Origin of the sequence: Pseudomonas izuensis, assembly GCF_009861505.1 — a bacterium.
Classification (GTDB): Bacteria; Pseudomonadota; Gammaproteobacteria; order Pseudomonadales; family Pseudomonadaceae; genus Aquipseudomonas; species Aquipseudomonas izuensis.
In genome coordinates this window covers 66,174-90,964 of the sequence record NZ_WTFT01000012.1, presented here as the reverse complement: position 1 = coordinate 90,964, position 24,791 = coordinate 66,174, and the positions used below count along the sequence as shown (strand labels likewise).

Here is a 24,791-nt window from a genome sequence, read left to right as displayed (position 1 = left end):
GATGAAGATCGAAAACAAGGTTTTTCTCGTCACCGGCGGGGCTTCCGGCCTGGGTGCGGCCACCGCTGAAATGCTGGTGGCGGCCGGTGCCAAAGTGATGCTGGTGGACATGAATGCCGAGGCCGTTGCGGCGCAGGCCCAGCGTCTGGGCGCGCAAAGCGTGGTCGCGGACATCAGCGACGAAGCGGCGGCGCAAGCGGCGGTGCAGGCCACGGTCAAGGCCTTTGGCGGCCTCAATGGCCTGGTCAATTGCGCCGGCATCGTGCGCGGCGAGAAGATCCTCGGCAAGAACGGTCCGCACGCGCTGGCAAGCTTCAGCCAGGTGATCAACGTCAACCTGATCGGCAGCTTCAACATGCTGCGCCTGGCTTCGGCGGCCATTGCCGAAACCGAAGCGGACGCCGGTGGCGAACGCGGCGTGATCATCAACACCGCGTCGGCGGCGGCCTATGACGGCCAGATCGGCCAGGCGGCCTACGCGGCGTCCAAAGGTGCCATCGTCAGCCTGACCTTGCCCGCCGCCCGTGAACTGGCGCGCTTTGGTATCCGCGTGATGACCATCGCCCCGGGCATTTTCGAAACGCCGATGATGGCCGGCATGACCCAGGAAGTGCGCGACTCCCTTGCTGCTGGCGTGCCGTTCCCGCCGCGCCTGGGCAAACCAGCCGAGTACGCTTCGCTGGTAAGGCATATCATTGAAAACAGCATGCTCAACGGCGAGGTGATCCGTCTCGACGGTGCCTTGCGCATGGCGGCTAAATAAGGAGGATTTGTCATGACCATTGCCAACGATCCAATTGTAATCGTCAGCGCTGTCCGCACCCCGATGGGCGGTTTCCAGGGCGACTTGAAAAGCCTGACCGCACCACAACTCGGTGCCGCCGCGATCAAGGCCGCCGTCGAGCGTGCCGGTGTTGCACCGGACGCCGTCGATGAAGTGCTGTTCGGTTGTGTATTGCCCGCCGGCCTCGGCCAGGCGCCGGCCCGTCAAGCCGCGCTGGGTGCCGGGCTGAACAAGTCGACCCGCTGCACCACGGTGAACAAGATGTGCGGCTCCGGCATGGAAACCACCATGCTGGCCCATGACATGCTGCTGGCCGGCAGTGCCGATGTGGTCATCGCCGGTGGCATGGAAAGCATGTCCAACGCGCCTTACCTGCTGGATCGCGCCCGCAGCGGTTACCGCATGGGGCATGGCAAGGTGCTCGACTCGATGTTCCTCGACGGCCTGGAAGATGCCTACGACAAGGGCCGCCTGATGGGCACTTTCGCCGAAGACTGTGCTGAAACCAACGACTTCAGCCGCGAGGCTCAGGACGCCTTTGCCATCGCCTCGACCACTCGGGCCCAACAGGCGATCAAGGACGGCAGTTTCAAGGACGAAATCGTCTCGCTGACTGTCACTGTCGGCAAGGAACAGGTGGTGATCAGCAACGACGAACAGCCGCCGAAAGCCAAGCTGGACAAGATCGCCTCGCTCAAACCGGCGTTCCGCGACGGCGGCACCGTGACCGCGGCCAACTCCAGTTCGATCTCCGACGGCGCGGCGGCCCTGGTGCTGATGCGCCGTTCCGAAGCCGACAAGCGCGGCCTCAAACCGCTGGCGGTGATTCATGGCCACGCGGCATTTGCCGATACGCCGGGCCTGTTCCCGGTGGCACCGATTGGCGCGATCAAGAAGCTGATGAAGAAAACCGGCTGGTCGCTGGATCAGGTCGATCTGGTCGAAGTCAACGAAGCCTTCGCCGTGGTTGGCATGGCCGCGATGACCCACCTGGAAATCCCCCATGAGAAGCTCAACGTGCACGGCGGCGCTTGCGCCCTGGGTCACCCGATCGGGGCTTCCGGCGCGCGGATTCTGGTGACCTTGCTCTCGGCCCTGCGCCAGAAAGGCCTCAAGCGCGGCGTGGCGGCGATCTGCATCGGTGGCGGTGAAGCGACGGCCATGGCTGTCGAGTGCCTCTACTAAAGCCGATGCCATAACCCTTGTAGGAGCGAGCCTGCTCGCGATGGAGTGTCAGCTACATCTGTGTCAACTGACACACCATCGCGAGCAGGCTCGCTCCTACAGGGTTAATGCTTTAACCCAATTAAGGACTGGTCATGATCCCCAATGACGAACAACTTCAGATCAGCGACGCCGCCCGGCAGTTTGCCCAGGAACGGCTGAAACCCTTCGCCGCCGAATGGGACCGTGAACACCGCTTCCCCAAGGAAGCCATCGGCGAAATGGCCGAACTGGGCTTCTTCGGCATGTTGGTGCCGGAGCAATGGGGTGGTTGCGACACCGGTTACCTGGCCTATGCCATGGCCCTGGAAGAAATCGCCGCCGGCGACGGCGCCTGCTCGACCATCATGAGCGTGCACAACTCGGTGGGTTGCGTGCCGATCCTCAACTACGGCACCGACGATCAGAAAGAACGCTTCCTCAAGCCCCTGGCCAGCGGCGCGATGCTCGGCGCTTTCGCCTTGACCGAACCCCAGGCCGGTTCCGACGCCAGCGGCCTGAAAACCCGCGCCCGCCTGGAAGGCGATCACTACGTGCTCAACGGCTGCAAACAATTCATCACCTCCGGGCAGAACGCCGGGGTGGTGATTGTGTTCGCCGTCACAGACCCGAGCGCCGGCAAGCGTGGCATCACGGCGCTGATCGTGCCGACCGATTCACCGGGCTACAAAGTCGCCCGGGTCGAGGACAAGCTCGGCCAGCACGCCTCCGACACTTGCCAGATCCTCTTTGAAGACGTCAAAGTCCCGGTGGCCAATCGCCTGGGCGAAGAGGGCGAAGGCTACAGGATCGCCCTGGCCAACCTCGAAGGCGGCCGCGTCGGCATCGCCTCGCAATCGGTGGGCATGGCCCGTGCCGCGTTCGAGGCAGCTCGCGACTACGCCCGTGAACGTGAGAGCTTCGGCAAGCCGATCATCGAACATCAGGCGGTCGCATTCCGTCTGGCGGACATGGCCACCCAGATCGCCGTGGCCCGGCAGATGGTGCATTACGCCGCCGCCCTGCGTGACAGCGGCAAACCGGCTTTGGTCGAAGCATCGATGGCCAAGCTGTTCGCCTCGGAAATGGCCGAGAAGGTCTGTTCCTCGGCATTGCAAACCCTCGGCGGCTACGGTTACCTGAACGACTTCCCGCTGGAGCGGATCTACCGCGACGTGCGGGTTTGTCAGATCTACGAAGGCACCAGCGATATTCAGCGCATGGTCATTTCGCGCAATCTTTGAATAGGAGTGAATGTGTGAGCTACGAAACGATTCTGTTGGAAACCCACGGCCGCGTAGGCCTGATCACCCTCAACCGTCCGCAGGCACTCAACGCATTGAATGCGCAGATCGTCAGCGAACTGAACCACGCCCTCGATGGCCTGGAGAAGGACTCGAACATCGGCTGCATCGTGCTGACCGGCTCGAAAAAAGCCTTCGCCGCCGGCGCCGACATCAAGGAAATGGCCGAACTGACCTATCCGCAGATCTACCTCGACGACCTGTTCAGCGACAGCGATCGCGTGGCCAACCGCCGCAAGCCGATCATTGCCGCGGTCAACGGTTTTGCCCTGGGTGGCGGCTGTGAACTGGCACTGATGTGCGATTTCATTCTGGCCGGCGACAACGCCAAATTCGGCCAGCCGGAAATCAACCTCGGCGTGCTGCCGGGCATGGGCGGCACCCAGCGCCTGACCCGCGCCGTGGGCAAGGCCAAGGCCATGGAAATGTGCCTGAGCGGGCGTCTGATCGATGCGGTGGAAGCGGAGCGTTGCGGGATCGTCGCGCGCATCGTGCCGAGTGATGAGCTGCTGGATGAAGCGCTGAAAGTCGCGGCGTTGATCGCCAAGAAGTCCTTGCCGATTGCGATGATGGTCAAGGAAAGCGTCAACCGTGCCTTTGAAGTGAGCCTGTCCGAAGGCGTGCGCTTCGAGCGCCGGGTGTTCCATGCGGCGTTTGCGACCCAGGATCAGAAGGAAGGGATGGCGGCGTTCATTGCCAAGCGTGAGGCAGAGTTCCAAGGTAAGTGATGTAGCGTTATTGCGGGCGTCTTCGCTGGCAAGCCAGCTCCTACAGGTTTTTCCTGCGTATACAAAATTTGTTTACGCAGGAGATCGCTGTGGGAGCTGGCTTGCCAGCGAAGCTTTTAGGGCCTCCATATTCAGCTATTCTTGACGACTTTCGTGAACCAAATCACCGGAGGTCGACATGCGCATCGGATTCATCGGGCTGGGCTCCATGGGTAAGGGCATGGCAGCCAATCTGCTCAAGGCCGGTCATCAGGTGTTGGTATGGAACCGCAGTCAAGGCGCGGTCGAGACGCTGGTGAAACAGGGTGCCGTCGCTGTCAAACACCCGGGCGAGGCATTCGATGCCGAAGTCGTGATCAGCATGCTCGCCGATGACGCCGTGACCCGCAGCATCCTGATCGACAGCGGTGCCCTGGCTTCAAGCAAGCCGGGCCTGATTCACTTGAGCATGGCCACACTGTCGGTGGCATTCATTCGGGAAATGGTCGAAGCACACGCCAGCGCCGGGGTCCAGTTGATTGCCGCGCCAGTGTTCGGGCGCAATGATCTGGCCGAATCCGGCATGCTCAATATCGTGGTCGCCGGCCCTCAAGCGGCCATTGCCAAGGTTCAGCCGTTGCTGGACGTACTCGGGCAGAAAACCTGGCCGATGGGCGAAGACCCGCTCAATGCCGGCATTCTCAAAATCGCCACCAACATGATGCTGATCAGTGCCATCGAAGCCACCGGCGAAGCGATGGCGTTGACGCAAAGTTATGGCGTGGCCAATACCGATTTTGTCGATTTCATTACCAGCACGTTGTTCGCGGCACCGGCCTACAAGGTCTATGGACCGAAGATCGCCCGGCGTGAAACCGAGGGGGCAGGGTTCACGTTACGTCTGGGCCTGAAGGATGTGGGGCTGGCGTTGAAAGCCGGGGAGCCGAATCACGTGCCGCTGCCGTTTGCCAGCGTGTTGCGCGATAACCTGCTGGATGCGGTGGCGCTGGGCGAGGGAGAAAGCGATCTGGCGGCGCTGGGGGTGAGGGCGATCAAGCGTTCCGGACAAAATTAAATTAAACAGTGCCTGTACTGACGTCATCGCGGGCAAGCCTTGCTCCCACAGGTCATCAGTGTCCGCATGATCGGCGCATGACCTGTGGGAGCAAAGCTTGCTCGCGATGCTTTTAAAGCTTCACACCAGATAATTTTTCAATTCGCGGGCAATCACCATCCGCTGAATCTCGCTGGACCCTTCATAGATCTGCGTGATCCGCGCATCCCGGTAATAACGCTCCACCGGGTAATCTTCCAGATAGCCATAGCCGCCATGAATCTGTATCGCTGACGAGCAGACCTTCTCGGCCATTTCCGACGCGAACAGCTTGGCCTGCGAAGCCTCCGACAGACAAGGTTGGCCGGCACTGCGCAGGCGCGCGGCATGCAGGATCATGAGTCGTGCGGCGTTGAGTTGCATGTGCATGTCCGCCAGCAGGTTGGCGATGCTCTGGTGCTCGATGATCGGCTTGCCGAACTGCACGCGATCGCGGGCGTAGGCCAGCGCGGCTTCGAACGCGGCACGGGCAATGCCCAGCGCCTGGGCGGCGATGCCGATGCGGCCGCCTTCGAGGTTGGACAGGGCGATGGCCAGGCCTTTGCCGCGTTCACCCAGCAGGTTGGCCTCGGGAACGGTGCAATTGTTCAGCGTCACCGCGCAGGTGTCGGAAGCGCGGATACCCATCTTGTGTTCGCTGCGGTCCACAGTGAAGCCGGGGGTACTGGTGGGCACCAGGAACGCCGAGATGCCGCGCTTGCCGAGGTCCGGGTCGGTGACGGCAAACACGATCGCCAGTTTTGCCCGTTTGCCGTTGCTGACAAACTGCTTGGCGCCGTTGATCACCCACTGGCCGTCGCGCAGTTCGGCGCGGGTACGCAGGTTGTGCGCTTCGGAACCGGCCTGGGGTTCGGTCAGACAGAAGCAACCGATGGCCTGGCCGCTGGCCAGATCCGCCAGCCAGGCCTGCTTCTGCTCTTCGGTGCCGTAGTTGAGCACCGGCCCGCAGCCTACGGAGTTGTGGATGCTCATCAATGCGCCGGTAGCGCCGTCGCCGGCGGAGATTTCCTCCACCGCCAGGGCATAGGCGACGTAGTCGACATAGGTGCCGCCCCATTCCTCGGGCACCACCATGCCCAGCAGGCCGAGTTCACCCATTTTTGCCACCAGCGCATCGTCGATCCAGCCGGCCTTTTCCCAGGCCTGGGCATGGGGGGCGATTTCGCCACGGGCAAAGTCCCGGGCCATGTCGCGGATCATGACTTGCTCTTCGCTCAATTCGATATCGTGCATGGCTCAGCTCCCGGTCTGGTCAAACCCGTTGAAGAAACTCGCCACGTGTTCGGCGTCCAGCGCCTGGAGGGTGGGCGGGTTCCAGCGCGGGCTCTTGTCTTTGTCGATCAGCAAGGCGCGCACGCCTTCGATCAGGTCGCCGCGCTCGAACCACTGGCGGTCCAGATGCAGTTCAAGGGCGAAGCATTGTTCAAGGCTCAAGTGCCGACCGCGCCGCAGCATCTCCAGCGTCACGCCCATGGCCAGCGGCGAACGGGTTTGCAGCAGGTCGGCAGTGGTGGTGGCCCACTCATGGCTGTCGGCGACCGTCACTTCCCGCAATTGCTCAACAATACTCGGCACATCGGGCAAGGCGAAGAAGTGGTCGATGGCCGGGCGCAGCGCTTGCAACGGGGCGTCAGGTAGCTGTTGCACCGCAAGTGTCGCCAGCAGGCCTTGCAGGTCTTTGAGCGGTGTGTCGTGCCATTGCAGCTGATCGAGTTTTTCGTCCAGCGTGGCCTGCTTGCTGCTGTCCAGATACCAGTCGGCCAGGCCGCAATACAGCGCATCGGCCGCGCGGATCTGCACGCCGCTGACACCCAGGTATATCCCCAGTTCGCCGGGAATGCGCGGCAGGAAGTAACTGCCACCGACGTCCGGGAAGTAACCGATACCCACTTCCGGCATCGCCAGGCGGCTCTTTTCGGTGACCACCCGCAGATCGGCGCCCTGCACCAGACCCATGCCGCCGCCGAGGACAAAGCCGTCCATCAAAGCCAGGACCGGTTTGCGGTAGTGGTGAATGGCGAGGTCGAGGGCGTATTCCTCGACGAAGAAATCTTCGTGCAGCGTGCCGCCGCTTTTGAAGCTGTCATGCAGCGAACGAATGTCGCCTCCGGCGCAGAAGGCTTTTTCGCCAGCACCGCGCAGGACCACCGCATGCACCTGCGGGTCCTGGGCCCAGGCGTCGAGCTGGCGGTGCAGGCTGCGGACCATGTCCAGGGTCAGGGCGTTGAGGCCGGCGGGGCGGTTGAGGGTCAAATGACCGACGTGGTTGCGAACTTCGGCCAGCACTTCGTTTTGCGTGGCATCCATGGACGTGGTCCCCGGAGAAGAAACCTGAGCAGTCATCAGTAACTCCCTGCTTTTATTGTTCTTTATAAAGAAGCTCGCGCGCGAGCGATGCTGGATCGTATCAGTGCAAATTTGCCGTGTACAACCTGAATAACTGCAGGTTAGCTGTGCATTTTTGCATGAGAAGACCGAATGGACCTTGCGGCGACAGATTCGGCTGTGAACGCCCTTCGTTCAGCACAGTTGAGCTGTCTGGACCGGGTGTTACGACACCTGCGCCGTGCCGGCAGTTGGCATTCTGGTGGTCCGCTTCACGTGACGACATGCCTGAAGTGGACTGCACTCCGGCGACTGGCCTGAACCGGTCGAAAACAACAATAAATACGGCTGCGGTGAGAACCGCATCGACTCTCTGCCCCTGTAAAAAAGTGTGGTTCGGCGCAGTCGCCGGATCGCGATAAATCCAAATGATCCGGGACTCAAGAAGATGAACATCAAATGGCTGACTTTGCCGGCACTCGCGTTGCTGTGCTGCACCACCGGCGCGAGCGCCAAGGAATGGAAGGAACTGCGATTTGGCGTCAATCCAAGCTATCCACCCTTTGAATCCACCACGGCCGATGGCGGCGTGCAGGGTTTCGGCGTGGATCTGGGCAATGCGATATGTGCCGAGCTGAAACTCACCTGTGTGTGGGTCAGCAACGATTTCGACGGATTGATTCCGGGGCTCAAGGCCGGCAAGTTCGACGCCATCGAGTCCTCGATGACCGTGACCGATGCGCGCAAAAAACAGATCGATTTCACCGATCGCCTGTACGCCGGGCCGACCGCCATCGTCACCCGCAAGGACTCCGGCCTGTTGCCCACCGCCGAGTCGCTGCGCGGCAAGACCATCGGCTACATGCAGGGCACGATTCAGGAAACCTATGCCAAGGCCAAACTGGGTCCGGGCGGGGTGAAGCTGCGCGCCTATCAGAATCAGGATCAGGTCTACGCCGACCTGGTGTATGGCCGTCTCGATGCGTCGATCCAGGACAAGCTGCAAGCGCAGATGAGCTTCCTGACCTCGCCACAAGGGGCCGGTTTCCAGAACAGCGAAGGCATCAGTGACCCGCTGGTGCCGTCGGAAATCGCCATTGGCGTGCGCAAGGACAACGAAGAACTCAAAGGCATGCTCAATGCCGCCATCAAGGCCCTGCATGACAAGGGCATCTACGCACAGATCCAGCAGAAGCATTTCGGCGATCTGGACCTCTACAACAACTGATCCTCACCCCCGACGATCGCTGTTTCGCAGCGGCCGTCGGGGGCATCAAGACTGGTGACTGGCGTGAATTCCTTCCTGAATGTTCTGGGGGTCGATCTTTCGGCCCTGCAAGGCTATGGCCCATTGTTGCTGCATGGCACCTGGGTCACTCTCAAACTCTCGGCACTCGCGCTATTGGTGAGCATGGCGCTGGGGTTGCTCGGTGCGGCGGCCAAGTTGTCGCCCCTCAAACTGCTCAACCTGCCGGCGACCTTCTACACGACGCTGATCCGCGGCGTACCGGACCTGGTGTTGATGCTGCTGATTTTCTACAGCCTGCAAGGCTGGCTCAGCGCCCTGACCGAGGCCATGGGTTGGCCCTACATGGAGATCGACCCGTTTGTGGCCGGCATTGTCACCCTTGGTTTTATCTATGGCGCCTATTTCACCGAGACCTTTCGCGGGGCGATCCTGAGTGTGCCGCGCGGACAACAGGAAGCCGCGGCGTGTTTTGGCTTGAACCGCTGGCAGCGTTTTCGCTTCGTGGTGTTCCCGCAAATGATGCGTTTCGCCTTGCCGAGCCTGGGCAACAACTGGCTGGTGCTGCTCAAGGCCACGGCGCTGGTGTCGATCATCGGTCTGTCGGACCTGGTCAAGGTGGCGCAGGAGGCCGGTAAAAGCACGTTCAACATGCTCGACTTCCTGTTGCTGGCCGCGGCCCTCTACCTGCTGATCACCAGTGCGTCGAACTCTGTGTTGCGGGTGCTGGAGCGTCGCTACAACCAGGGCGTGCGGGGGATGGCGCGATGATCGAGTTGATTGCCGAATACTGGAAACCCTTTCTGTTCAGCGACGGCGAAACCCTCACCGGGCTGGCCATGACGTTGTGGTTGCTGGTGGCGAGCATCGCGATGGGGTTTGTCCTGTCATTGCCCCTGGCGATCCTGCGGGTTTCGCGATGGGGTCTGTTGCGCTGGCCGGTTCAGTTGTTCACCTATGTGTTTCGTGGCACACCGTTGTATATCCAGCTGCTGATTTGCTACAGCGGGATCTACGGCATCGCGGTAGTGCGCTCGCAACCCTTGCTCGAAGCGTTCTTTCGCGATGCGATGAATTGCACCTTGCTGGCATTCACCCTCAACACCTGCGCTTACACCGTGGAAATTTTCGCCGGGGCAATCCGCAGCATTCCTTACGGTGAAATCGAAGCGGCCCATGCCTACGGCTTGAGCGGCTGGCGCCTGTATCTGCAACTGATCCTGCCCTCGGCATTGCGCCGTGCGCTGCCGTATTACAGCAACGAAGTGATCCTGATGCTGCACGCAACGTCGGTGGCGTTTACCGCAACGATTCCGGACATCCTGAAAGTCGCCCGGGATGCCAACGCCGCGACCTTCATGACGTTCCAGGCCTTCGGCATTGCCGGTTTGCTGTACCTCGCGCTGTCGTTCGGGCTGGTCGCGGCGTTCCGCCTGGCGGAGAAGCGCTGGCTCAGCTTTCTCGGCCCGACCCACTGACTTTCATTTTTCAATCCCGAGCGGCGCCCAACAGGCAGCCGCTCCAGGAGCACTCGCATGTACAAACTCACGGTTGAAAATCTGTATAAACGTTTTGGTGACAATGAAGTGCTCAAAGGCGTCTCGTTGAACGCACGCGCTGGGGACGTGGTGAGCATGATCGGCGCCAGCGGTTCGGGTAAAAGCACCATGCTGCGCTGCATCAATTTTCTGGAGCGTGCTGATGAAGGTGCCATTGCACTGGATGGCGAGCGGGTGCTTACGCGTCAGGGTGTCGGTGGCATGCGAGTGGCCAACCCCAGGCAGTTGCAGCGTTTGCGCACGCGATTGGCAATGGTGTTCCAGCATTTCAATCTGTGGAGCCACCTGACCGTGCTGGAAAACATCGTATTGGCGCCGTGCCGGGTGCTGGGGATGAGTCGCAAGGCTGCTGAAGAGAGTGCGCGGGCGTATCTGGACAAGGTCGGTTTGCCGCAACGGGTCGCCGATCAATACCCGGCGTTCCTGTCCGGCGGTCAACAGCAACGCGTGGCGATTGCCCGGGCACTGGCGGTGGAACCGGAAATCCTGTTGTTCGACGAGCCGACCTCGGCGCTCGACCCGGAACTGGTGGGCGAAGTGCTGAAGGTGATCCAGGCACTGGCCGAAGAGGGCCGGACCATGTTGATGGTGACCCATGAAATGGGCTTTGCCCGGCAGGTTTCCAGCCAGGTGTTGTTCTTGCATCAGGGCCGGGTCGAGGAGCAGGGTGACGCAACCATCCTCGACCAGCCAAAGAGTGAACGGTTACAGCAATTCCTATCGGGTCGTTTGAAGTGAGGCAAGACGTACATGGCGGATATCCGCGATCTGTCGATCGTGCTTGATCGTATCGATCAGGCCATCATCGAAGTGTTGCGCCACGAAGGGCGCATCACTTATCAAAAGCTGTCCGAACGCGTGCACCTGACGCCCAGACCCTGTCTGGAACGGGTGCGTAAACTCGAACAGCTCGGGGTCATTCGCGGGTATGGCGCGATTCTCGATGAGAAAAAACTGACGCCCGGGCTGTCGCTGCTGGTGTTGGTCGCGCTGTCGAACCAGAGCGGGCGTGCCGCGCAAAAAGCCTTCGAGGCCAAGGTCCGTGCTTGCCCGCAAGTGCTGGAATGCCGGTTGATCAGCGGTGCGTTCGACTACAGCCTGCGCATGCGTTGCCGGGACATGGAACATTACCGGGTGCTGACCGAAGTCTGGTTCGACGACCCGGATTTGCACATCGACAAACTGGTCAGCCACCCGGAACTGGCGATGGTCAAGACCACGATGGAGTAAGCCTGAAGCGCTGTACAAACTGTAGGAGCTGGCTTGCCAGCGAAAATGCCCGGGCAGTCGAAGTGTTTTTTGCCTGAAAGAACGCCTTCGCTGGCAAGCCAGCTCCTACAGAGGGATGTGTGGTGTTCGCCGAATCGGCTGAACGAGACAGCATCTTCAGCCGTTTCGATCACCGCCAAAGCTGTTATCAACCGGGTTTTTCCCGTCTCGAAACAGACAATGAGCCTCTCTCAATCCTCATTGAATCTGTGCCCATGCAAACCACCAATACTGTTTTGATGATTCGCCCGACACGTTTTTCCTTCAATCAGGACACGGCGGCAAACAACCGCTTCCAGCGCCCGGCCGCGGTGTCCGAAGACGTGCAGCTCAAGGCCCTGCAAGAGTTCGACGGCTACGTCACTGCGCTGCGCAGCCATGGCGTTGAAGTCCTGGTTCACAACGACCTTGAAGCGCCGCATACCCCGGATTCGATCTTTCCCAACAATTGGTGGAGCAGCCATCCCGACGGCACGTTGGTGCTGTACCCGATGCAGGGTCATAACCGGCGCCTGGAGCGGGACAAAGGTGTACTGGACCGATTGCGGGACGAATACAGGGTTGAACGGCTGCTGGATCTTTCCAGCCTCGAACAGCTGGACGTGTTCCTCGAAGGCACCGGTAGCATGGTGCTGGACCGGCAACAGCGGATTTGCTACGCGGGCTACTCCACCCGCACCCACGCCCGGGCACTGGATCAGGTGGTCGATCATTTGGGCTACGAGCTCTGCGCATTTAACGCGGTTGACCGCCAGGGCGTTGCGATTTACCACACTAACGTGATGATGAGCGTTGGCACGCGCCTGGCCGTGGCGTGCCTGGCATCGGTGGCTGACCCCGACGAACGCCAGGCACTGCGCGCGCGCCTGGAAAACAGCGGCAAGCAGGTGATCGCCCTGGACTGGGCGCAACTGGAGTCCTTCGCCGGCAATATGCTCGAAGTGCACAACGCCGCGGGCGAACCGGTGCTGGTGATGTCGCGCACCGCCTGGCAATCGCTGAATGCCGGCCAGCGTCGGTTGATCGAAGCCCACGCCACACCGTTGCCGGTGACTATCGACACCATCGAGCGCATTGGCGGTGGCAGCGCTCGCTGCATGTTGGCCGAGGTCTTTCTGCCCAGGCATCCGGCTGCCAGGGAGCAAGTGCGATGATCGTCCGTCCCGCTACACCGGCAGACTTGCCGGCATTGTTAGCCCTGGCCCATAGCGCCGGGGCGGGTTTGACCACTTTGCCGGCCGACGCGGCGCGTTTGCGCCAGCGTCTGGAGTGGGCGCAGAAAACCTTTGCCGGCGAAGCCGAACGCGCCGACGCCGACTACTTGTTTGTGCTGGAGAACGACCAGCAAGAGGCGATCGGTATTTGTGCGTTGGCTGGTGCTGTCGGCCTGCGCGAGCCCTGGTACAACTATCGGCTGGGTTTGTTTGTCGCCGCGTCGAAAAACCTGGGGATCAACCAGCAGTTGCCGACGCTGTTCCTTGGCAACGACATGACGGGCCATTCCGAGTTGTGTTCACTGTTTCTACACGCCGATCATCGCAGTGGTCTCAACGGTCGTCTGTTGTCGAAGGCGCGATTCCTGTTCCTGGCGGAGTTTCGTCAGCACTTCGGTGACAAGGTCATCGCCGAAATGCGCGGCTATTCAGACGCCCAGGGCGTTTCTCCGTTCTGGGAGGGACTGGGGCGGCACTTTTTCAAAATGGACTTCGCCGATGCCGACTACCTGACCGGACTGGGCAACAAGACCTTCATCGCGGAGTTGATGCCCAAGTTTCCGCTGCCCACCTGCCTGTTGCCCGAGGCGGCGCGGTCGGTCATCGGACGGGTTCATCCCAACACCGAATCGGCGCTGGGCATGCTCCAGGCTGAAGGGTTCGAGCATCGCGATTACATCGACATCTTCGACGGCGGCCCGCTGATTGAATGCGCTACCGGGGATATTCGAGCGGTGCGTGACAGCCAGGTGCTGCAACTGAGCATCGGTACACCGGGGGAACAGGCAGCGACTTACCTGATTCATAACCGCCTGTTTGCCGAGTGCCGGATTACTGCGGCACCGGCGCGGGTGGCTGCAGGAACTCTGATTGTTGACGCTCAAACCGCGAAAGAGTTGGGCTTGGGTGTGGGAGATTCGGTCAGGGCAGTGAGCCTGGCGGTGCCTGCCCGGCAATTGTCTGCGGCCTGAAGGATTTGAACCTGCATTGAACCTGTAGGAGCCGGCTTGCTGGCGATAGCGGTGTATCAGTCACTGCATTGTTGACTGGACTGCGTCTTCGCCGGCAAGCCGGCTCCTACAGGGTGCGTGTTGTGTCAGGTAGTTTTGCTGAGCACTTCGGTGATGCTGCGGCGCCTGGCGTGCAACTCACTGGCATGAATCAGTTGTTCAAGGTCTTCAGGGGTGACGTCGAAGAAGGCTTCCATGTCGGCCAGGGCCAGCTTCAGGTCCTGGGCAGTGATCGCCTGGCTGTCGGCAGGCGGGTGATCGGCAGGCACCGCCGCCACCGGTTCGCTGGCGCGCTTGGGATAACGGATGCGCGTCAGGTTGTTATAGGCCAGGGCGCAGAGCAGCATGATCGACGCGCCGAGCATCACCGGACCCAGGGCTTTCCAGTCCATGGCGATGGTCGCGGGGTCCGCCAGCACCAGGGTCAACGCCAGTGCGCCGGCCGGTGGATGCAGGCAACGCAGCCAACACATCAGAATCAACGCCATGCCCGCCGCCAGGCAAGCGCTGCCCAGCGTCCGCCCCAGTACGTGGGCCACCAGCAACGACACCACGCCGGCACTCAAGTAGCCGCCAATAATCGACCACGGCTGCGCCAGTGCGCCGGACGACACGGCGAATAACAATACTGCCGAAGCGCCCAGCGGGCCGATCAGGTGCAGTGCCACCTCGATGCCGAACACCTGACCGCACAGCCAGACGCTGAGCATCGTTCCGAGGGCCATGCCAATGGCGGCACGGCTCCATTCGGTGGGGCGGGTGTTGATGGCGGCGGGCAACCAGCGAGCGAGCATGACGAAATCGTTCCGTAGACAAAAACCTGAGGAAAAAAAAGGGCTTGTCTGGGATACCCAGAAAGCCCTTGAAGTTGTTCCAACTATTGGGGGAGGAACGGGCACAGTGTGCCGTTCAATCCAGATGCTGACAAATTCATATTAATGAAGCTTCAGTTCACTAATTCTGATGTAACGCCACGCGCCGGCCACTCATGAAACACAGGAACCCACCCATGGCGGTGAGTGCACTCAAGGCGTAGAACATCGTTGGTGCCGGCGTGTGCATCAACAGAAAGCCGCATATCACCGGGCTCAGGGCGCCACCGAGGGCTGCCAGGTTCTGCGCGCCGTAGTAACTGCCACGTAGCTCTTCCGGTGCCAGGGTGTCGACGAAGAGGAATTCGGCCGGGTAAATGATCATTTCCCCGAGGGTAAAGATGAACATCGCCACGCACCAACTGAGCATGCTGTCGGCCAGGCTGAAGCCGATCATCCCGAGGATGAACAGGCTGGTCCCGCCGGCAATCCAGTAACGCAGCTTTTCACGATTGAGGAAGCGGCCAATCTGATACTGCAACAGGATCACGCTGATGGCGTTGCAGGCGAGCAGGGCGGCCATGATGTCCAGGGCGCGTTTGGAATCGTGGGTGACCAGCAGGTATTGCGACAGGTACAGGGTGTAACGGCCATGCACCACGGTGCTGAGCAGACAGCCACCCGTGAACATGATCAGCGTGCGGTCGTTCTTGAGGGTCACCAGGGTCTTGAAGAAACTCTGCGGTTGGCCAATGGCCGGGGTCTGCGCCGAATCCTTTGGGATGCCGATCATCAGGAAGATGCTGAAGAACGCGATGGCACCGGCAATCAGGAACGGTGCAATCGGGTAATACCCGGCGATCACCACGCCGAGCATGGGGCCGGTGGCATAGCCAACGTTGGTGAGGGTGTAGCGCAGGGAAAACGCCTTGGCGCGCTGGCTGATGGGCAGGTTTTCGCTAAGGATTGCCTTCGAACCGATGAGAAACAGCGCCGAAGCCGTCTCGGTGATCACCAGGGTGACGGTGGTCAGGTAGAGGTTTTCGGCGAAGGTCAGTAGCACGAAGCCGATGGCACTGGAGAGCATCGCCAGGATCAGCAACCGGCGTTTTTCCAGGCGATCGATGATGTAGCCGCCATACAGGGCGAGCAGGGTGGCGATGAACACCGCAATACCGAGCAGCAAGCCAACGTCCTGTTGGTTGAGGCCGAGTTTGTTGCTCAGGAACAACGTGAGCAACGGGCTGGTGATGGCGCGGCTGACGACGATGGTCAGCGAAACGATCATCAACCGGCGGACAATCAGGGAGTAAGTGGCCACGGTAGGTGCAAATGTCCTTATTCAGATTCTTTAGTGTTCGGCGACAGACCGTGTTGCTGCTATCGCGGGCAAGCCTTGCTCCCACAAGAGCCCCAGGCACCCTGTGGGAGCAAGGCTCTTGTGGGAGCAAGGCTTGCCCGCGATGAGGCCAGACCAGACAACGTATTCATCAGGCAAGCCACCGCTCGAGCATCTCCGCCGACTCCAGTTCTTCCAGCCGCCACAACTGCCCAAGCAATTCCCCAGCCTGCTCCCGCGACATCACCCGCGTCGCCAAGCTGAAAAACTTCTCCTCAAGCGCCGCATCACTCAACGGATTCCCCGGCGCCCCCAACGGCACTTCAATGCAAAGGCTGGCCTGCCGACCGTCCACGGTCCGCAATGTCACAATGGGCTCGCCATCCTCCGACAGTCGCGGGTCCACTTCAAGGCGAATACGCGACATCCACTGGGCAATTCGAGGATCGCGCCGCCGATCATCGTCGTAAGCCTGCAATCGGCAATGACCGTGCACCAGCCATGCCGCCAGCGCGTAAGGCAGGCTCATCTGCGCCGCCGCCAGGGTGCTGACATCGTGACCGCCGCACATGTCTTGCAGAAACCCGCACAGCGAAACCTGGACGTCTTCGACTTGATCGACCGACACTTTCAATTGATCCAGCAACAGACCTAATGCATCAATGGCGGAGTGAGTGCCACGGCACGAGGCATAAGGCTTGATCGAGCAGCGCGCGAGTTTCCAGACGATGCCGAGGTCGGTGTCCAGCGCTTCAGGCGTGGCCGTCTGCGTAGCGAGAGTCTTGAGGAAACCGCCCCAGACATCCTCGAACAATTGTGTCGGCCCACTGATGCCCTCTCGGGCAAATCGCGCCGCCAGCAACCCACCTTCGGCAGCGCGACCGCTGTGCAGTTTCTTGCTTTGCGAGCCGTCGTGGATGAAGGCCCACAGGCCACCGCTGAAACTGCCGGCGATACCCAGTGCCGACACGGTTTGCCGTACGTCCAGGCCGAGGATGCGCGCACTGGCCGCCGCCGCGCCGAACACGCCGCAGGTCGCCGTGGAGTGCCAGCCCGCACCGTTGTGGGCCGAATAACCGCCGCAGGCTTCGAGGACCCGACGACCGATTTCGTAGCCGATTACCACGGCCGTGACGAACTCGCGGCCGCTCACGGGTCGTCCGGACATTGACACCGCGGCCATCACTGCCGGCAACACCACGGCACCGGAATGGTCGCAGCCACCGGTGTCGTCCAGTTCCAGGGCATGGGCGGCGATGCCGTTGAGCATCGCGGCCTGCGCCGCCCCCATCCGTGCCTGAGTGCCCCAGACCAGCGCATGGCCAGTCTCGCCGTCGAATACCTGGTGCGCCAGCTTCGCCACATCGCTGTCGGCCCCGGCCAGCGACGCGCCGAAGGTGTCGAGGATGTGTCGTTTGGCTTGCGCCACCAGTGCCGGTGGCAGGTCTTCAAATCGCGTATTGACGCAGAACTGCGCCAGCCGTTGCATGCGCTCGGTCATAGGAGGTAGTCCCGATAATGCCGTTCATAAACGGACGCCGGATGGTCCTCGGTCACGGGCGCCGCTGACCCGGCCCACCACCGGGCGACTTCAGCCCCTGTGGCGATCCACACATCATCGTGCTGCAAGATGCCCTCAAGCAGCTCGCGCAACACGCCGATCCGCCCCGGTGTGGCGATGATTTCCGGGTGCAGGCGCAGCACGTAGCACAGGCCAAACCGATGAAACCCGGCGAAGTCCATTTGCAGGTTGCCCAGGGTATGGCTGTAGGAGGCGATCCGCGATTGCGCCGGTGGCACCGCCGGGCTGAGGTTGAAGGCGAAGTAGGGTTCGTCTTCCAGCTCATAGTGCAACGGCAACTCGATCACCTGCGGCGCGGTCGGATGCGCGAACGGCAAATCGTCACCGCGCCATGATGACGACCAGCGAATGCCTTGATCCTTCAACGCCTCGATGAAACCCGGCGCACCGTTGCCCGCGGGGATGCGAAACCCGGTCGGACGCTGCCCTGTCAACGCGGCCAACGCCGCGCAACCCTGGGCGATGTCGGCGCTCTGCGCGGCCAGGTCGAGGGTGTCGTAATTCTGATGGCGATAGCCGGCGCAGGCTACTTCATGGCCGCCGGCCTGGATCGCGCGAAGGTGTTCGGGATTTTCCTCGGCGACGATACCGGGGACAAACCAACTGCTGGAGACGCCGAGTTCGCTCAACAGAGCGAGCAAACGCTCGACCCCGCGCTGGGTGCCATAGCGCCAGACCGACAGGGTCTTGTCGCGCCCGGCGACTTCCGGGGCCTGGGTGAGAATGCCGTGGATGTCGTTGTAATCGACGGTCAGTACCACGGCGCAGCGATAGCCTTTGGGCCAGACAGTGGACTCAGCCATGGTGATGCTCCTTGAGCCACCACTGGGCGACGTCACGGCAGGTGGCGAACCACACGTCGTTGCGTTGGCGCATGTGTTCGAAGAGTTTTTCCAGCAAGAGGATGCGCCCGGGTTTGCCGGTGATCTTGGGGTGGAACAGGGTGGTCAGGCACAAGCCTTCGTTCATGGCGCCGTCATATTCGCGGCACCAGTTGTCGAGGGTCAGTTCATAGCTGGCGGTGCGGTCCAGCCCCGAGGGAAAGTCCGGGGCACGGGTGTAGGCGATGGACGCGTAGTCGTCCATTTCCCAGCGGCCGGGGATTTCCACCAGCGGCGTGGCGTGGCCCGGTACGTTCACCAGGTACGGTCGGTCATCGCCGCGCATGCTGCTGGAGTAGGTCACGCCGGCCTCCACCAGCATCGCCGGGGTTTCGGCGCGCCAGTCGCCGGACGGCGTGCGGAAACCTTCGGCGCGGATGTGCAGGTGCTTCCAGAACACCTCGCGGGACAGCTTCATCACGTCCTTTTGCTGTTCCAGCGTCAGGGCGTAGAAGGATTCGTGTTTGTAGCCGTGATACGCCACCTCATGCCCGCGCTCGACAATCGCCTGGCACTGTTTCGGCCAGTTTTCCACGACCCAGGCCGGGACGAAGAACGTCGTCGGGAGGTGGAACTCGTCGAGCAGATCGAGCAGTCGCGGCAGTGCCCGGTAGGGGCCGTAACCGCCAAAGCCGAAGTACTCGGGCTTGCGCCAGATCGAGCCGTTGAGCATGGCATCGCCGGTCGGGCCATCGAGGTCGAAGGCCAGGGCGAGACAGGCCTTGTGGTTACCGGGCCAGGTGGGTTGGGGTGAGGAGGACATCATTGGTACTCCAACAATCTATAAAAAACACCGATTCCCTGTGGGTGGCCCCTGTGGGAGCAAAGCTTGCTCGCGATGACGGCATGACAGACGACATCGTCGTTGAATCTGACGACGCCATCGCGAGCAAGCTTTGCTCCCACAGGTTGTGTTCCCACAGTGGCTGGTGGTTGAGCCCGGTTATTTGCCGGCGTTGACGGTCACGGTCTTGATCGCGCCCAGTTCCAGGTCCCATTTCTTCAGGATCGCCTGGTAGCTGCCGTCGTCGATCATGCTCTGCAACGCGACTTTCACCGCTTCGCTCAATTCAGGTTTTTTCTTGCTCACGCCAAGGCCGGTGAACTGCGAGGAGATCGGCAGGCCCACAGTCTTGTACATGTCCTTTTCCTGGGTCTTGAGGTAAGGCAGGGTTTCGCTGCCTTGCATCGCCGCGTCGATGCGGCTCTGGCGCAGTTGCGCGCGGGCGTCGGCCGAGCCTTCGGTGCCGATCACGTTGATCGCCGGCTTGCCGGCGGCTTCACAGTTAGCTTTGCTCCACTCGGCGATTTCCGCCGGGAAGGTGGTACGGCGGCTGGTGCCGACCTTTTTGCCGCACAGGTCGATGATTTCGTTGGTGGCCGCGTTTTTCTGCAGGGTGTAGAACTGCGGGCCGCTGGTGAAGTAGTCCACGAAGGTCACGCTGGCCTGGCGCTCCTTGGTGTCGGTCATGCCCGACAGCACCATGTCCACGCGGTCGGTGGTCAGGGCATTGATCATTTGTTCGAAGCCGGTTTCCTGCCATTTGATCTTCACACCCAGGCGCTCGGCCAGGGCGTTGCCCAGGTCAACGTCGAGACCGGTGAGGGTGTTGGTGGCCGGGTCCTTGAAATCCATCGGCGGGTAGTTCGGCATGATCGCGACGACGATCTCGCCCTTGTCCTTGATGCTGGCCGGCAATTCGGCGGCGAAGGTGAAGCTGGAGGCCATCAGGCCTGCGAGTACTGCCGGGATAACGAAGTTCTTCATGGGTCGTTCTCTTATGAGTGTTTTTTTACGCCAACCGGCGTTTAGGTTCGAACGGCAGAAATGAAGCTTTGGGTGCGTGGGTTTTGCGGACTTATTAGTATTTCTTCGGGGCTTCCTGCCTCCACGATCTGCCCGCCGTCCATGAACACCATGCGGTTGGACACTTCGCGAGCGAAGCCCAGTTCATGGGTGACGACGATCATGGTCATGCCGGTCTGCGCCAGATCGCGCATCACCGACAGCACCTCACCGACCAGTTCCGGGTCGAGTGCCGAAGTGGGTTCATCGAACAGCATCAGCTTGGGTCGCATGGCCAGGGCACGGGCAATGGCGACCCGTTGTTGCTGACCACCCGAGAGTTCGATCGGGTAGCTGTTGCGCTTGTCGGCCAGGCCGACGCGGGCGAGCAGTTCCACGGCTTCGTCATGCGCCTCCTTGGGCGAACGCTTGAGCACCTGGCACGGCCCTTCGATGATGTTTTGCAGCACGGTCATGTGCGGGAACAGGTTGAAACGCTGGAACACCATGCCGGTGGACAGGCGCTGACGGGCGATCTGCGACTCATTGAGTTCGTGCAGTTTGTTGCCGACGATCCGGTAGCCCACCAGTTCGCCGTCGACCCACAGGCCGCCCTTGTCGATTTTTTCCAACTGATTCACGCAGCGCAGCAGGGTGCTCTTGCCGGAGCCGGACGGGCCGATGATGCACAGCACTTCGCCTTGCTCGACTTCGATGTTGATGTCCTTGAGCGCGTGGAAGTTGTCGTAGTACTTGTTCAGGCTCACGGCCTTGACGATGCTTCTCATGTCGGATTCCTCAGGAACGCTTGCCGGCGCCGCGAGCGAAACGACGCTCCAGGCGGCTTTGACCGAAGGACAGCACGGTGACCGTGGCCAGGTACCAGATACCGGCGACGATCAGCAGCTCCATCACGCGGGCGTTGGCGTAGTAGATGTTCTGGGCGTTGTAGAGCAATTCCGAGTACTGGATGACGCTCGCCAGCGAGGTCATTTTCACCATGCCGATGAACTCGTTGCCCACCGGCGGAATGATGATGCGCATGGCCTGGGGCAGGATGATCCGGCGCAGCGCTTGCAGGCGCGGCATGCCGATCGACTTGGCGGCTTCGTACTGTCCGGTGTCCACCGAAAGCAGGCCGGCGCGCACCACTTCGGCGGTGTAGGCGCCCTGGTTGATGCTAAGGCCCAGCAGGGCGGCCACGAACGGCGTCATCAGGCTCACGGTGTCGACTTCGACCAGGCCGGGGATACCGATGGTGGGGAAGATCAGCGCCAGGTTGAACCACAACAGCAGTTGCAGGATCAGCGGCGTGCCGCGAAACAGCCAGGTGTAGGTCAGCGCCACATAGCGCAGGATCGGGTTGGCCGACATGCGCATGATTGCCGTGATCACCCCGAACACAATGCCCAGGGCCATCGCCAGCACCGCCATGACGATGGTGTTGAGCAGGCCCCACATGATTGCCTGGGATGTGAGGAACTGGCCGATATAGGACCATTCGATCTTGCCTTCGGCGAAGGCGCGTATCAGGCCCAGCAGTGCTGCGACGATCAAGGCGGCGAAGAACATTCGCCCGTAATAGCGCCGTGGCACGTGTTGATACTGGGTGATATCAAACTGGTTTTCCGCCAGTTTGCGCTCCGCCTGGAGTCGTTCTGCCTGTGTCTGGCTCATGGTTGGTTCTCCGTACACTGTTCTTTCAAGTCCACCTCAACCCTGTAGGAGCAAAGCTTGCTCACGATGACGGCATGGCAGGCGACATCGTCGTTGAATGTGCCGAAGCCATCGCGAGCAAGCTTTGCTCCTACAGGATCGCGTGCTCTATCAGAGGCGGAAGCCTTGATAGTTTTCGGTCCAGGCTTGCTGGGCGGCGAGGGCGGTTTTCAGCCGGCCGATCTGTTCGCGCACCTGTTGTGGCGCAGTACCGCCCCAGCCGCTGCGGGCGGCGATGGCGGCTTCCAGGGTCAGGCTGTCGCGCACTTCGGGCGTCAGGCGTGGATCGATTTCGGCCAGCAACGCCGGGGACGCTTCCCACAGTTCGATCTCGTGTTGCTCGCAAGCCTTGACCAGCGCACCGGTGATCTCGTGGGCTTCCTTGAACGGCACGCCGCGCATCGCCAGCCAGTCGGCGACTTCGGTCGCGAGGGTGAAGCCCAGTGGGGCCTGGCGACGCAGTTCTTCGACATTGACGGTCATGGTCGCCACCATCCCGGCCATCGCCGGCAGCACCAGCAGCAGGGTGTCCACGCTGTCGAGCACACCGTTCTTGTCTTCGCTCAAGTCGCGGTTGTACGACAGTGGCAGGGACTTGAGGGTCGACAGCAGACCGGTGAGGTTGCCGATCAGGCGACCGGCCTTGCCCCGGGCCAGTTCAGCGATGTCCGGGTTCTTCTTCTGCGGCATGATCGAGCTGCCGGTGGCGTAGGCATCGTCCAGCGCGACCCAGCGAAATTGTCGCGACGACCACAGGCAAAATTCTTCGGCCAGGCGCGAGATGTTGATGCCGAGCATGCTGGCGATAAACAGAAATTCGGCAACGTGATCGCGGCTGGCCACGGCATCGATGGAGTTTTCGCAAACACCGCTGTAACCCATTTCCTTGGCCGATTGCTGCGGCAGGCGCGCGATGGCGGAACCGGCCATGGCCGCCGCGCCCAATGGCGACAGCGACGTGCGTGCGTCCCAGTCCACCAGGCGTTGCACGTCACGCAGCATCGATTGCGAGTGGGCCAGCAAGTGATGGGCGAACACGATCGGCTGCGCCTGCTGCAAGTGGGTGAAACCGGGGCAGATGCTCTCGACGTGTTGCTCGGCCTGATCCACCAGCGCCTGTTGCAGGGCCAGTACTTCGACGGCCAGGGTGCGCACGTGGTCCCGCAGGAACAGGCGCAGGTCGTTGGCGGTCTGGTCATTGCGCGACCGGCCGGCGCGCAGTTTGCCGCCCAGGGCGCCGAGGCGTTCGGTCAGCAGGCGCTCGATGAAGGTGTGAACGTCTTCGTCGTCCAGGGTCGGGGCAATGCTGCCGGCGCGGAAATCAGCGCCGATACGCTCCAGGGCGTCGAGCATGGTCCGGGTTTCCTGCTCGGTCAGAAGCCCGGCGCGTTGCAGTTCCCGGGCGTGCGCCTTGGAACCGGCGAGGTCGTATGGCGTCAGGCGGAAGTAGCGTTCCGGGCAGCGGGACAGGGCAGCCAGGGCTTCGGACGGACCGCTTTTGAAGCGTGCACCCCAGAGACGGTCGGTGGCTTGAGACATTGTTGTTTTCCTCGTCGGTAATGCGAACGAAATCGGTGTGCCGGACCTGAAAATGCACGCCGAAGTTCGTTCGGCCGTCATCAGGTCAATTAATAATCAGGGGCAGGGGACCAGCGCAGTTGCAAAAGGGCGAGAGCTGATCGAAGTGTCAGCTTTTAATGCTTCGAAATCAGTGGTTTGGCACTGAAGTTCGGAATTTGTTAGTGGTTGCCAAGTCTGGTTTTCTGTGTTCATTATTATTAGGCCAGCTATGTTTTTGTTGTTGGACACAGGTTGTTGAATCGGGCGCCAGAGGTAAATAAGCATTATGGAAACCCCACTTTCCAATTCCGGAAACCCGCCGCCGAAAACGCTGCAACGGGCACCGCTGGCCCTCAGCGGGCTGGACTTCAAGCTGCTCAAAGTGTTCAAGGCGGTGGTCGAGGCGGGCGGTTTCAGTGCGGCGCAGAACGAGTTGAATGTAGGGCTGGCAGCCATCAGCAAACAGATTTCCGACCTGGAAATCCGCATCGGCATGCGCCTGTGTACCCGAGGGCGCGAAGGCTTTCACCTGACCGAAGAAGGGCGTCTGGTGTATCAGGCGTCGATTGATTTATTTGCCTCGGTCGACAACTTTCGTGATCGCCTTAGTTCAGCACAGAACGAACTTATTGGTGATCTTGGTGTGGGGGTTATTGATAATACGATTTCCGATCCGCAATCGCCGTTAGTTGCAGCGCTTAGAACAATAAATGAACAGTCACCTAAAGTAAGATTTCAACTTCAAGCATCACAGCTGGATGAGGTGGAGCGGGGCGTTGTCGAGGGGCGACTGGTGGCTGGAATTGTGCCGGTTTATCAACGGCGGGAAGAGTTCGATTACTACCCGTTGTACGAGGAGCGTTCTGAAGTTTATTGCGCGGTGGGTCACCCGTTATTCTCGATGCCAAGCGATCAGATGAACAGCAACATGCTCAAGGATTATGAGTGCATCAACCATCGCTACGCGATCCATCGGGACAAGCTCAACTTTGCCCACTACGACAGCTTTTCCGCGTCGGCGACCCAGGTGGAAGCCGTGGCGCTGTTGATCAGGACTGGGCGATTCGTGGGTTTTCTACCGCAGCATTACGCCGCGAATTGGGTGGCGCAGGGGCAGTTTCGGGCGCTGTGCCCGGAGCTTATCCATATCAATACGCCGTTTAATCTGATCCTGCGCCACAACACTGTGCGCAGTCCGCTGGTCAAGGCGTTTGCGCAGGCGTTGGGCGTGGATTTGAAGGCAACAATCTAATGGCTGAACACGGTCCTTGTGGGAGCGAGCCTGCTCGCGAAGGGGGAGTATCAAACAACAAGTATGTTGACTGATACACCGCTATCGCGAGCAGGCTCGCTCCTACAGGTTTTGCGCTAAACAGTAAC

Annotated in this window: 24 protein-coding genes; 13 read left to right on the top strand and 11 right to left on the bottom strand. The window is 61.0% G+C overall.

Going from position 1 to position 24,791, the window contains the following annotated elements; translation table 11 throughout:
- Window position 1 precedes the first annotated feature (1 nt).
- From GPL81_RS12530 to GPL81_RS12510, 5 genes are all read left to right on the top strand, one after another.
- On the top strand, window positions 2-763 hold the full coding sequence (locus tag GPL81_RS12530) for an SDR family NAD(P)-dependent oxidoreductase (RefSeq protein WP_160106961.1): 762 nt from the start codon (window positions 2-4) through the stop codon (window positions 761-763).
- 12 nt (window positions 764-775) lie between these two features.
- The gene (locus GPL81_RS12525) at window positions 776-1,969 is read left to right on the top strand and encodes an acetyl-CoA C-acyltransferase (RefSeq protein ID WP_160106960.1); all 1,194 of its coding nucleotides are present in this window, start codon (window positions 776-778) and stop codon (window positions 1,967-1,969) included.
- A gap of 134 nt (window positions 1,970-2,103) precedes the next feature.
- The gene (locus tag GPL81_RS12520) at window positions 2,104-3,231 is read left to right on the top strand and encodes an acyl-CoA dehydrogenase (protein WP_096511693.1); all 1,128 of its coding nucleotides are present in this window, start codon (window positions 2,104-2,106) and stop codon (window positions 3,229-3,231) included.
- 14 nt (window positions 3,232-3,245) lie between these two features.
- Window positions 3,246-4,019 (top strand): enoyl-CoA hydratase, encoded by a 774-nt coding sequence (locus GPL81_RS12515; protein WP_160106959.1) that lies wholly within the window; start codon window positions 3,246-3,248, stop codon window positions 4,017-4,019.
- Window positions 4,020-4,197: 178 nt separating this feature from the next.
- Window positions 4,198-5,073 (top strand): NAD(P)-dependent oxidoreductase, encoded by an 876-nt coding sequence (locus GPL81_RS12510; protein WP_160106958.1) that lies wholly within the window; start codon window positions 4,198-4,200, stop codon window positions 5,071-5,073.
- A 120-nt stretch (window positions 5,074-5,193) separates the two neighbouring features.
- Here the strand turns inward: GPL81_RS12510 and GPL81_RS12505 are convergent, their stop codons facing one another.
- Both GPL81_RS12505 and GPL81_RS12500 read right to left on the bottom strand, forming a co-directional pair.
- The gene (locus GPL81_RS12505) at window positions 5,194-6,345 is read right to left on the bottom strand and encodes an acyl-CoA dehydrogenase family protein (RefSeq protein ID WP_160106957.1); all 1,152 of its coding nucleotides are present in this window, start codon (window positions 6,343-6,345) and stop codon (window positions 5,194-5,196) included.
- A gap of 3 nt (window positions 6,346-6,348) precedes the next feature.
- Entirely contained in the window at window positions 6,349-7,455 is a 1,107-nt protein-coding gene (locus GPL81_RS12500) for an enoyl-CoA hydratase/isomerase family protein (RefSeq protein WP_160106956.1), read from the bottom strand.
- Window positions 7,456-7,885: 430 nt separating this feature from the next.
- Between GPL81_RS12500 and GPL81_RS12495 the strand changes: the two genes are divergently transcribed.
- From GPL81_RS12495 to astA, 7 genes are all read left to right on the top strand, one after another.
- Window positions 7,886-8,665 (top strand): transporter substrate-binding domain-containing protein, encoded by a 780-nt coding sequence (locus GPL81_RS12495; RefSeq protein ID WP_096511688.1) that lies wholly within the window; start codon window positions 7,886-7,888, stop codon window positions 8,663-8,665.
- Between the two features lie 63 nt (window positions 8,666-8,728).
- Window positions 8,729-9,454, top strand: a complete 726-nt coding sequence (locus GPL81_RS12490; protein WP_160106955.1) for an ABC transporter permease — start codon at window positions 8,729-8,731, stop codon at window positions 9,452-9,454.
- Complete coding sequence (locus GPL81_RS12485; protein WP_160106954.1) at window positions 9,451-10,161, top strand: ABC transporter permease; 711 nt, start codon at window positions 9,451-9,453, stop codon at window positions 10,159-10,161. Before GPL81_RS12490 ends, GPL81_RS12485 begins: the two co-directional genes overlap by 4 nt.
- Window positions 10,162-10,218: 57 nt before the next feature.
- Window positions 10,219-10,980: an ABC transporter ATP-binding protein gene (locus tag GPL81_RS12480; RefSeq protein WP_160106953.1), complete on the top strand. Its 762-nt coding sequence runs from the start codon at window positions 10,219-10,221 to the stop codon at window positions 10,978-10,980.
- A gap of 12 nt (window positions 10,981-10,992) precedes the next feature.
- Window positions 10,993-11,472 carry an Lrp/AsnC family transcriptional regulator gene (locus GPL81_RS12475; RefSeq protein ID WP_007974731.1) on the top strand — a complete coding sequence of 160 codons (480 nt, stop codon included), beginning with the start codon at window positions 10,993-10,995 and terminating at the stop codon, window positions 11,470-11,472.
- Window positions 11,473-11,726: 254 nt separating this feature from the next.
- Window positions 11,727-12,665, top strand: coding sequence for a citrulline utilization hydrolase CtlX (ctlX, locus tag GPL81_RS12470; protein WP_160106952.1), 939 nt, complete (start codon window positions 11,727-11,729; stop codon window positions 12,663-12,665).
- Complete coding sequence (gene astA, locus GPL81_RS12465; protein ID WP_160106951.1) at window positions 12,662-13,696, top strand: arginine N-succinyltransferase; 1,035 nt, start codon at window positions 12,662-12,664, stop codon at window positions 13,694-13,696. The genes ctlX and astA overlap by 4 nt, the downstream gene beginning before the upstream one ends.
- Before the next feature lie 125 nt (window positions 13,697-13,821).
- Here the strand turns inward: astA and GPL81_RS12460 are convergent, their stop codons facing one another.
- The 9 genes from GPL81_RS12460 to argH all read right to left on the bottom strand — a co-directional run bounded on the left by GPL81_RS12460 (window position 13,822) and on the right by argH (window position 23,390).
- Window positions 13,822-14,529 carry an HPP family protein gene (locus GPL81_RS12460; RefSeq protein WP_121100892.1) on the bottom strand — a complete coding sequence of 236 codons (708 nt, stop codon included), beginning with the start codon at window positions 14,527-14,529 and terminating at the stop codon, window positions 13,822-13,824.
- Window positions 14,530-14,689: 160 nt separating this feature from the next.
- Window positions 14,690-15,868, bottom strand: a complete 1,179-nt coding sequence (locus GPL81_RS12455; RefSeq protein WP_160106950.1) for an MFS transporter — start codon at window positions 15,866-15,868, stop codon at window positions 14,690-14,692.
- A gap of 169 nt (window positions 15,869-16,037) precedes the next feature.
- Window positions 16,038-17,387, bottom strand: coding sequence for an MmgE/PrpD family protein (locus tag GPL81_RS12450; RefSeq protein ID WP_160106949.1), 1,350 nt, complete (start codon window positions 17,385-17,387; stop codon window positions 16,038-16,040).
- On the bottom strand, window positions 17,384-18,271 hold the full coding sequence (locus tag GPL81_RS12445; protein WP_160106948.1) for a polysaccharide deacetylase family protein: 888 nt from the start codon (window positions 18,269-18,271) through the stop codon (window positions 17,384-17,386). The genes GPL81_RS12450 and GPL81_RS12445 overlap by 4 nt, the downstream gene beginning before the upstream one ends.
- Window positions 18,264-19,112, bottom strand: coding sequence for a polysaccharide deacetylase family protein (locus GPL81_RS12440; protein WP_160106947.1), 849 nt, complete (start codon window positions 19,110-19,112; stop codon window positions 18,264-18,266). The genes GPL81_RS12445 and GPL81_RS12440 overlap by 8 nt, the downstream gene beginning before the upstream one ends.
- 180 nt (window positions 19,113-19,292) lie before the next feature.
- Window positions 19,293-20,117: an ABC transporter substrate-binding protein gene (locus GPL81_RS12435; protein WP_096511679.1), complete on the bottom strand. Its 825-nt coding sequence runs from the start codon at window positions 20,115-20,117 to the stop codon at window positions 19,293-19,295.
- 41 nt (window positions 20,118-20,158) lie between these two features.
- A complete protein-coding gene (locus tag GPL81_RS12430) occupies window positions 20,159-20,923 on the bottom strand; it encodes an amino acid ABC transporter ATP-binding protein (RefSeq protein ID WP_096511678.1) in 765 nt (254 codons plus the stop codon).
- Window positions 20,924-20,933: 10 nt separating this feature from the next.
- Window positions 20,934-21,812, bottom strand: a complete 879-nt coding sequence (locus GPL81_RS12425; RefSeq protein ID WP_160106946.1) for an amino acid ABC transporter permease — start codon at window positions 21,810-21,812, stop codon at window positions 20,934-20,936.
- Between the two features lie 150 nt (window positions 21,813-21,962).
- Complete coding sequence (gene argH / locus GPL81_RS12420) at window positions 21,963-23,390, bottom strand: argininosuccinate lyase (protein WP_160106945.1); 1,428 nt, start codon at window positions 23,388-23,390, stop codon at window positions 21,963-21,965.
- A 307-nt stretch (window positions 23,391-23,697) separates the two neighbouring features.
- On the opposite strand from argH, the gene GPL81_RS12415 reads away from it, so the two are divergent.
- Window positions 23,698-24,663: a LysR family transcriptional regulator gene (locus GPL81_RS12415; RefSeq protein ID WP_160106944.1), complete on the top strand. Its 966-nt coding sequence runs from the start codon at window positions 23,698-23,700 to the stop codon at window positions 24,661-24,663.
- Window positions 24,664-24,791: the final 128 nt, after the last annotated feature.

Bases quoted from the DNA above. Each gene is read 5' to 3' on its own strand.
- GPL81_RS12530 (WP_160106961.1), top strand. From the start codon at position 2: ATGAAGATCGAAAACAAGGTTTTTCTCGTCACCGGCGGGGCTTCCGGC.
- GPL81_RS12525 (WP_160106960.1), top strand. From the start codon at position 776: ATGACCATTGCCAACGATCCAATTGTAATCGTCAGCGCTGTCCGCACC.
- GPL81_RS12520 (WP_096511693.1), top strand. From the start codon at position 2,104: ATGATCCCCAATGACGAACAACTTCAGATCAGCGACGCCGCCCGGCAG.
- GPL81_RS12510 (WP_160106958.1), top strand. From the start codon at position 4,198: ATGCGCATCGGATTCATCGGGCTGGGCTCCATGGGTAAGGGCATGGCA.
- GPL81_RS12505 (WP_160106957.1), bottom strand. From the start codon at position 6,345: ATGCACGATATCGAATTGAGCGAAGAGCAAGTCATGATCCGCGACATG.
- GPL81_RS12500 (WP_160106956.1), bottom strand. From the start codon at position 7,455: ATGACTGCTCAGGTTTCTTCTCCGGGGACCACGTCCATGGATGCCACG.
- GPL81_RS12495 (WP_096511688.1), top strand. From the start codon at position 7,886: ATGAACATCAAATGGCTGACTTTGCCGGCACTCGCGTTGCTGTGCTGC.
- GPL81_RS12485 (WP_160106954.1), top strand. From the start codon at position 9,451: ATGATCGAGTTGATTGCCGAATACTGGAAACCCTTTCTGTTCAGCGAC.
- GPL81_RS12480 (WP_160106953.1), top strand. From the start codon at position 10,219: ATGTACAAACTCACGGTTGAAAATCTGTATAAACGTTTTGGTGACAAT.
- GPL81_RS12475 (WP_007974731.1), top strand. From the start codon at position 10,993: ATGGCGGATATCCGCGATCTGTCGATCGTGCTTGATCGTATCGATCAG.
- ctlX (WP_160106952.1), top strand. From the start codon at position 11,727: ATGCAAACCACCAATACTGTTTTGATGATTCGCCCGACACGTTTTTCC.
- astA (WP_160106951.1), top strand. From the start codon at position 12,662: ATGATCGTCCGTCCCGCTACACCGGCAGACTTGCCGGCATTGTTAGCC.
- GPL81_RS12460 (WP_121100892.1), bottom strand. From the start codon at position 14,529: ATGCTCGCTCGCTGGTTGCCCGCCGCCATCAACACCCGCCCCACCGAA.
- GPL81_RS12450 (WP_160106949.1), bottom strand. From the start codon at position 17,387: ATGACCGAGCGCATGCAACGGCTGGCGCAGTTCTGCGTCAATACGCGA.
- GPL81_RS12445 (WP_160106948.1), bottom strand. From the start codon at position 18,271: ATGGCTGAGTCCACTGTCTGGCCCAAAGGCTATCGCTGCGCCGTGGTA.
- GPL81_RS12440 (WP_160106947.1), bottom strand. From the start codon at position 19,112: ATGTCCTCCTCACCCCAACCCACCTGGCCCGGTAACCACAAGGCCTGT.
- GPL81_RS12435 (WP_096511679.1), bottom strand. From the start codon at position 20,117: ATGAAGAACTTCGTTATCCCGGCAGTACTCGCAGGCCTGATGGCCTCC.
- GPL81_RS12430 (WP_096511678.1), bottom strand. From the start codon at position 20,923: ATGAGAAGCATCGTCAAGGCCGTGAGCCTGAACAAGTACTACGACAAC.
- GPL81_RS12425 (WP_160106946.1), bottom strand. From the start codon at position 21,812: ATGAGCCAGACACAGGCAGAACGACTCCAGGCGGAGCGCAAACTGGCG.
- argH (WP_160106945.1), bottom strand. From the start codon at position 23,390: ATGTCTCAAGCCACCGACCGTCTCTGGGGTGCACGCTTCAAAAGCGGT.
- GPL81_RS12415 (WP_160106944.1), top strand. From the start codon at position 23,698: ATGGAAACCCCACTTTCCAATTCCGGAAACCCGCCGCCGAAAACGCTG.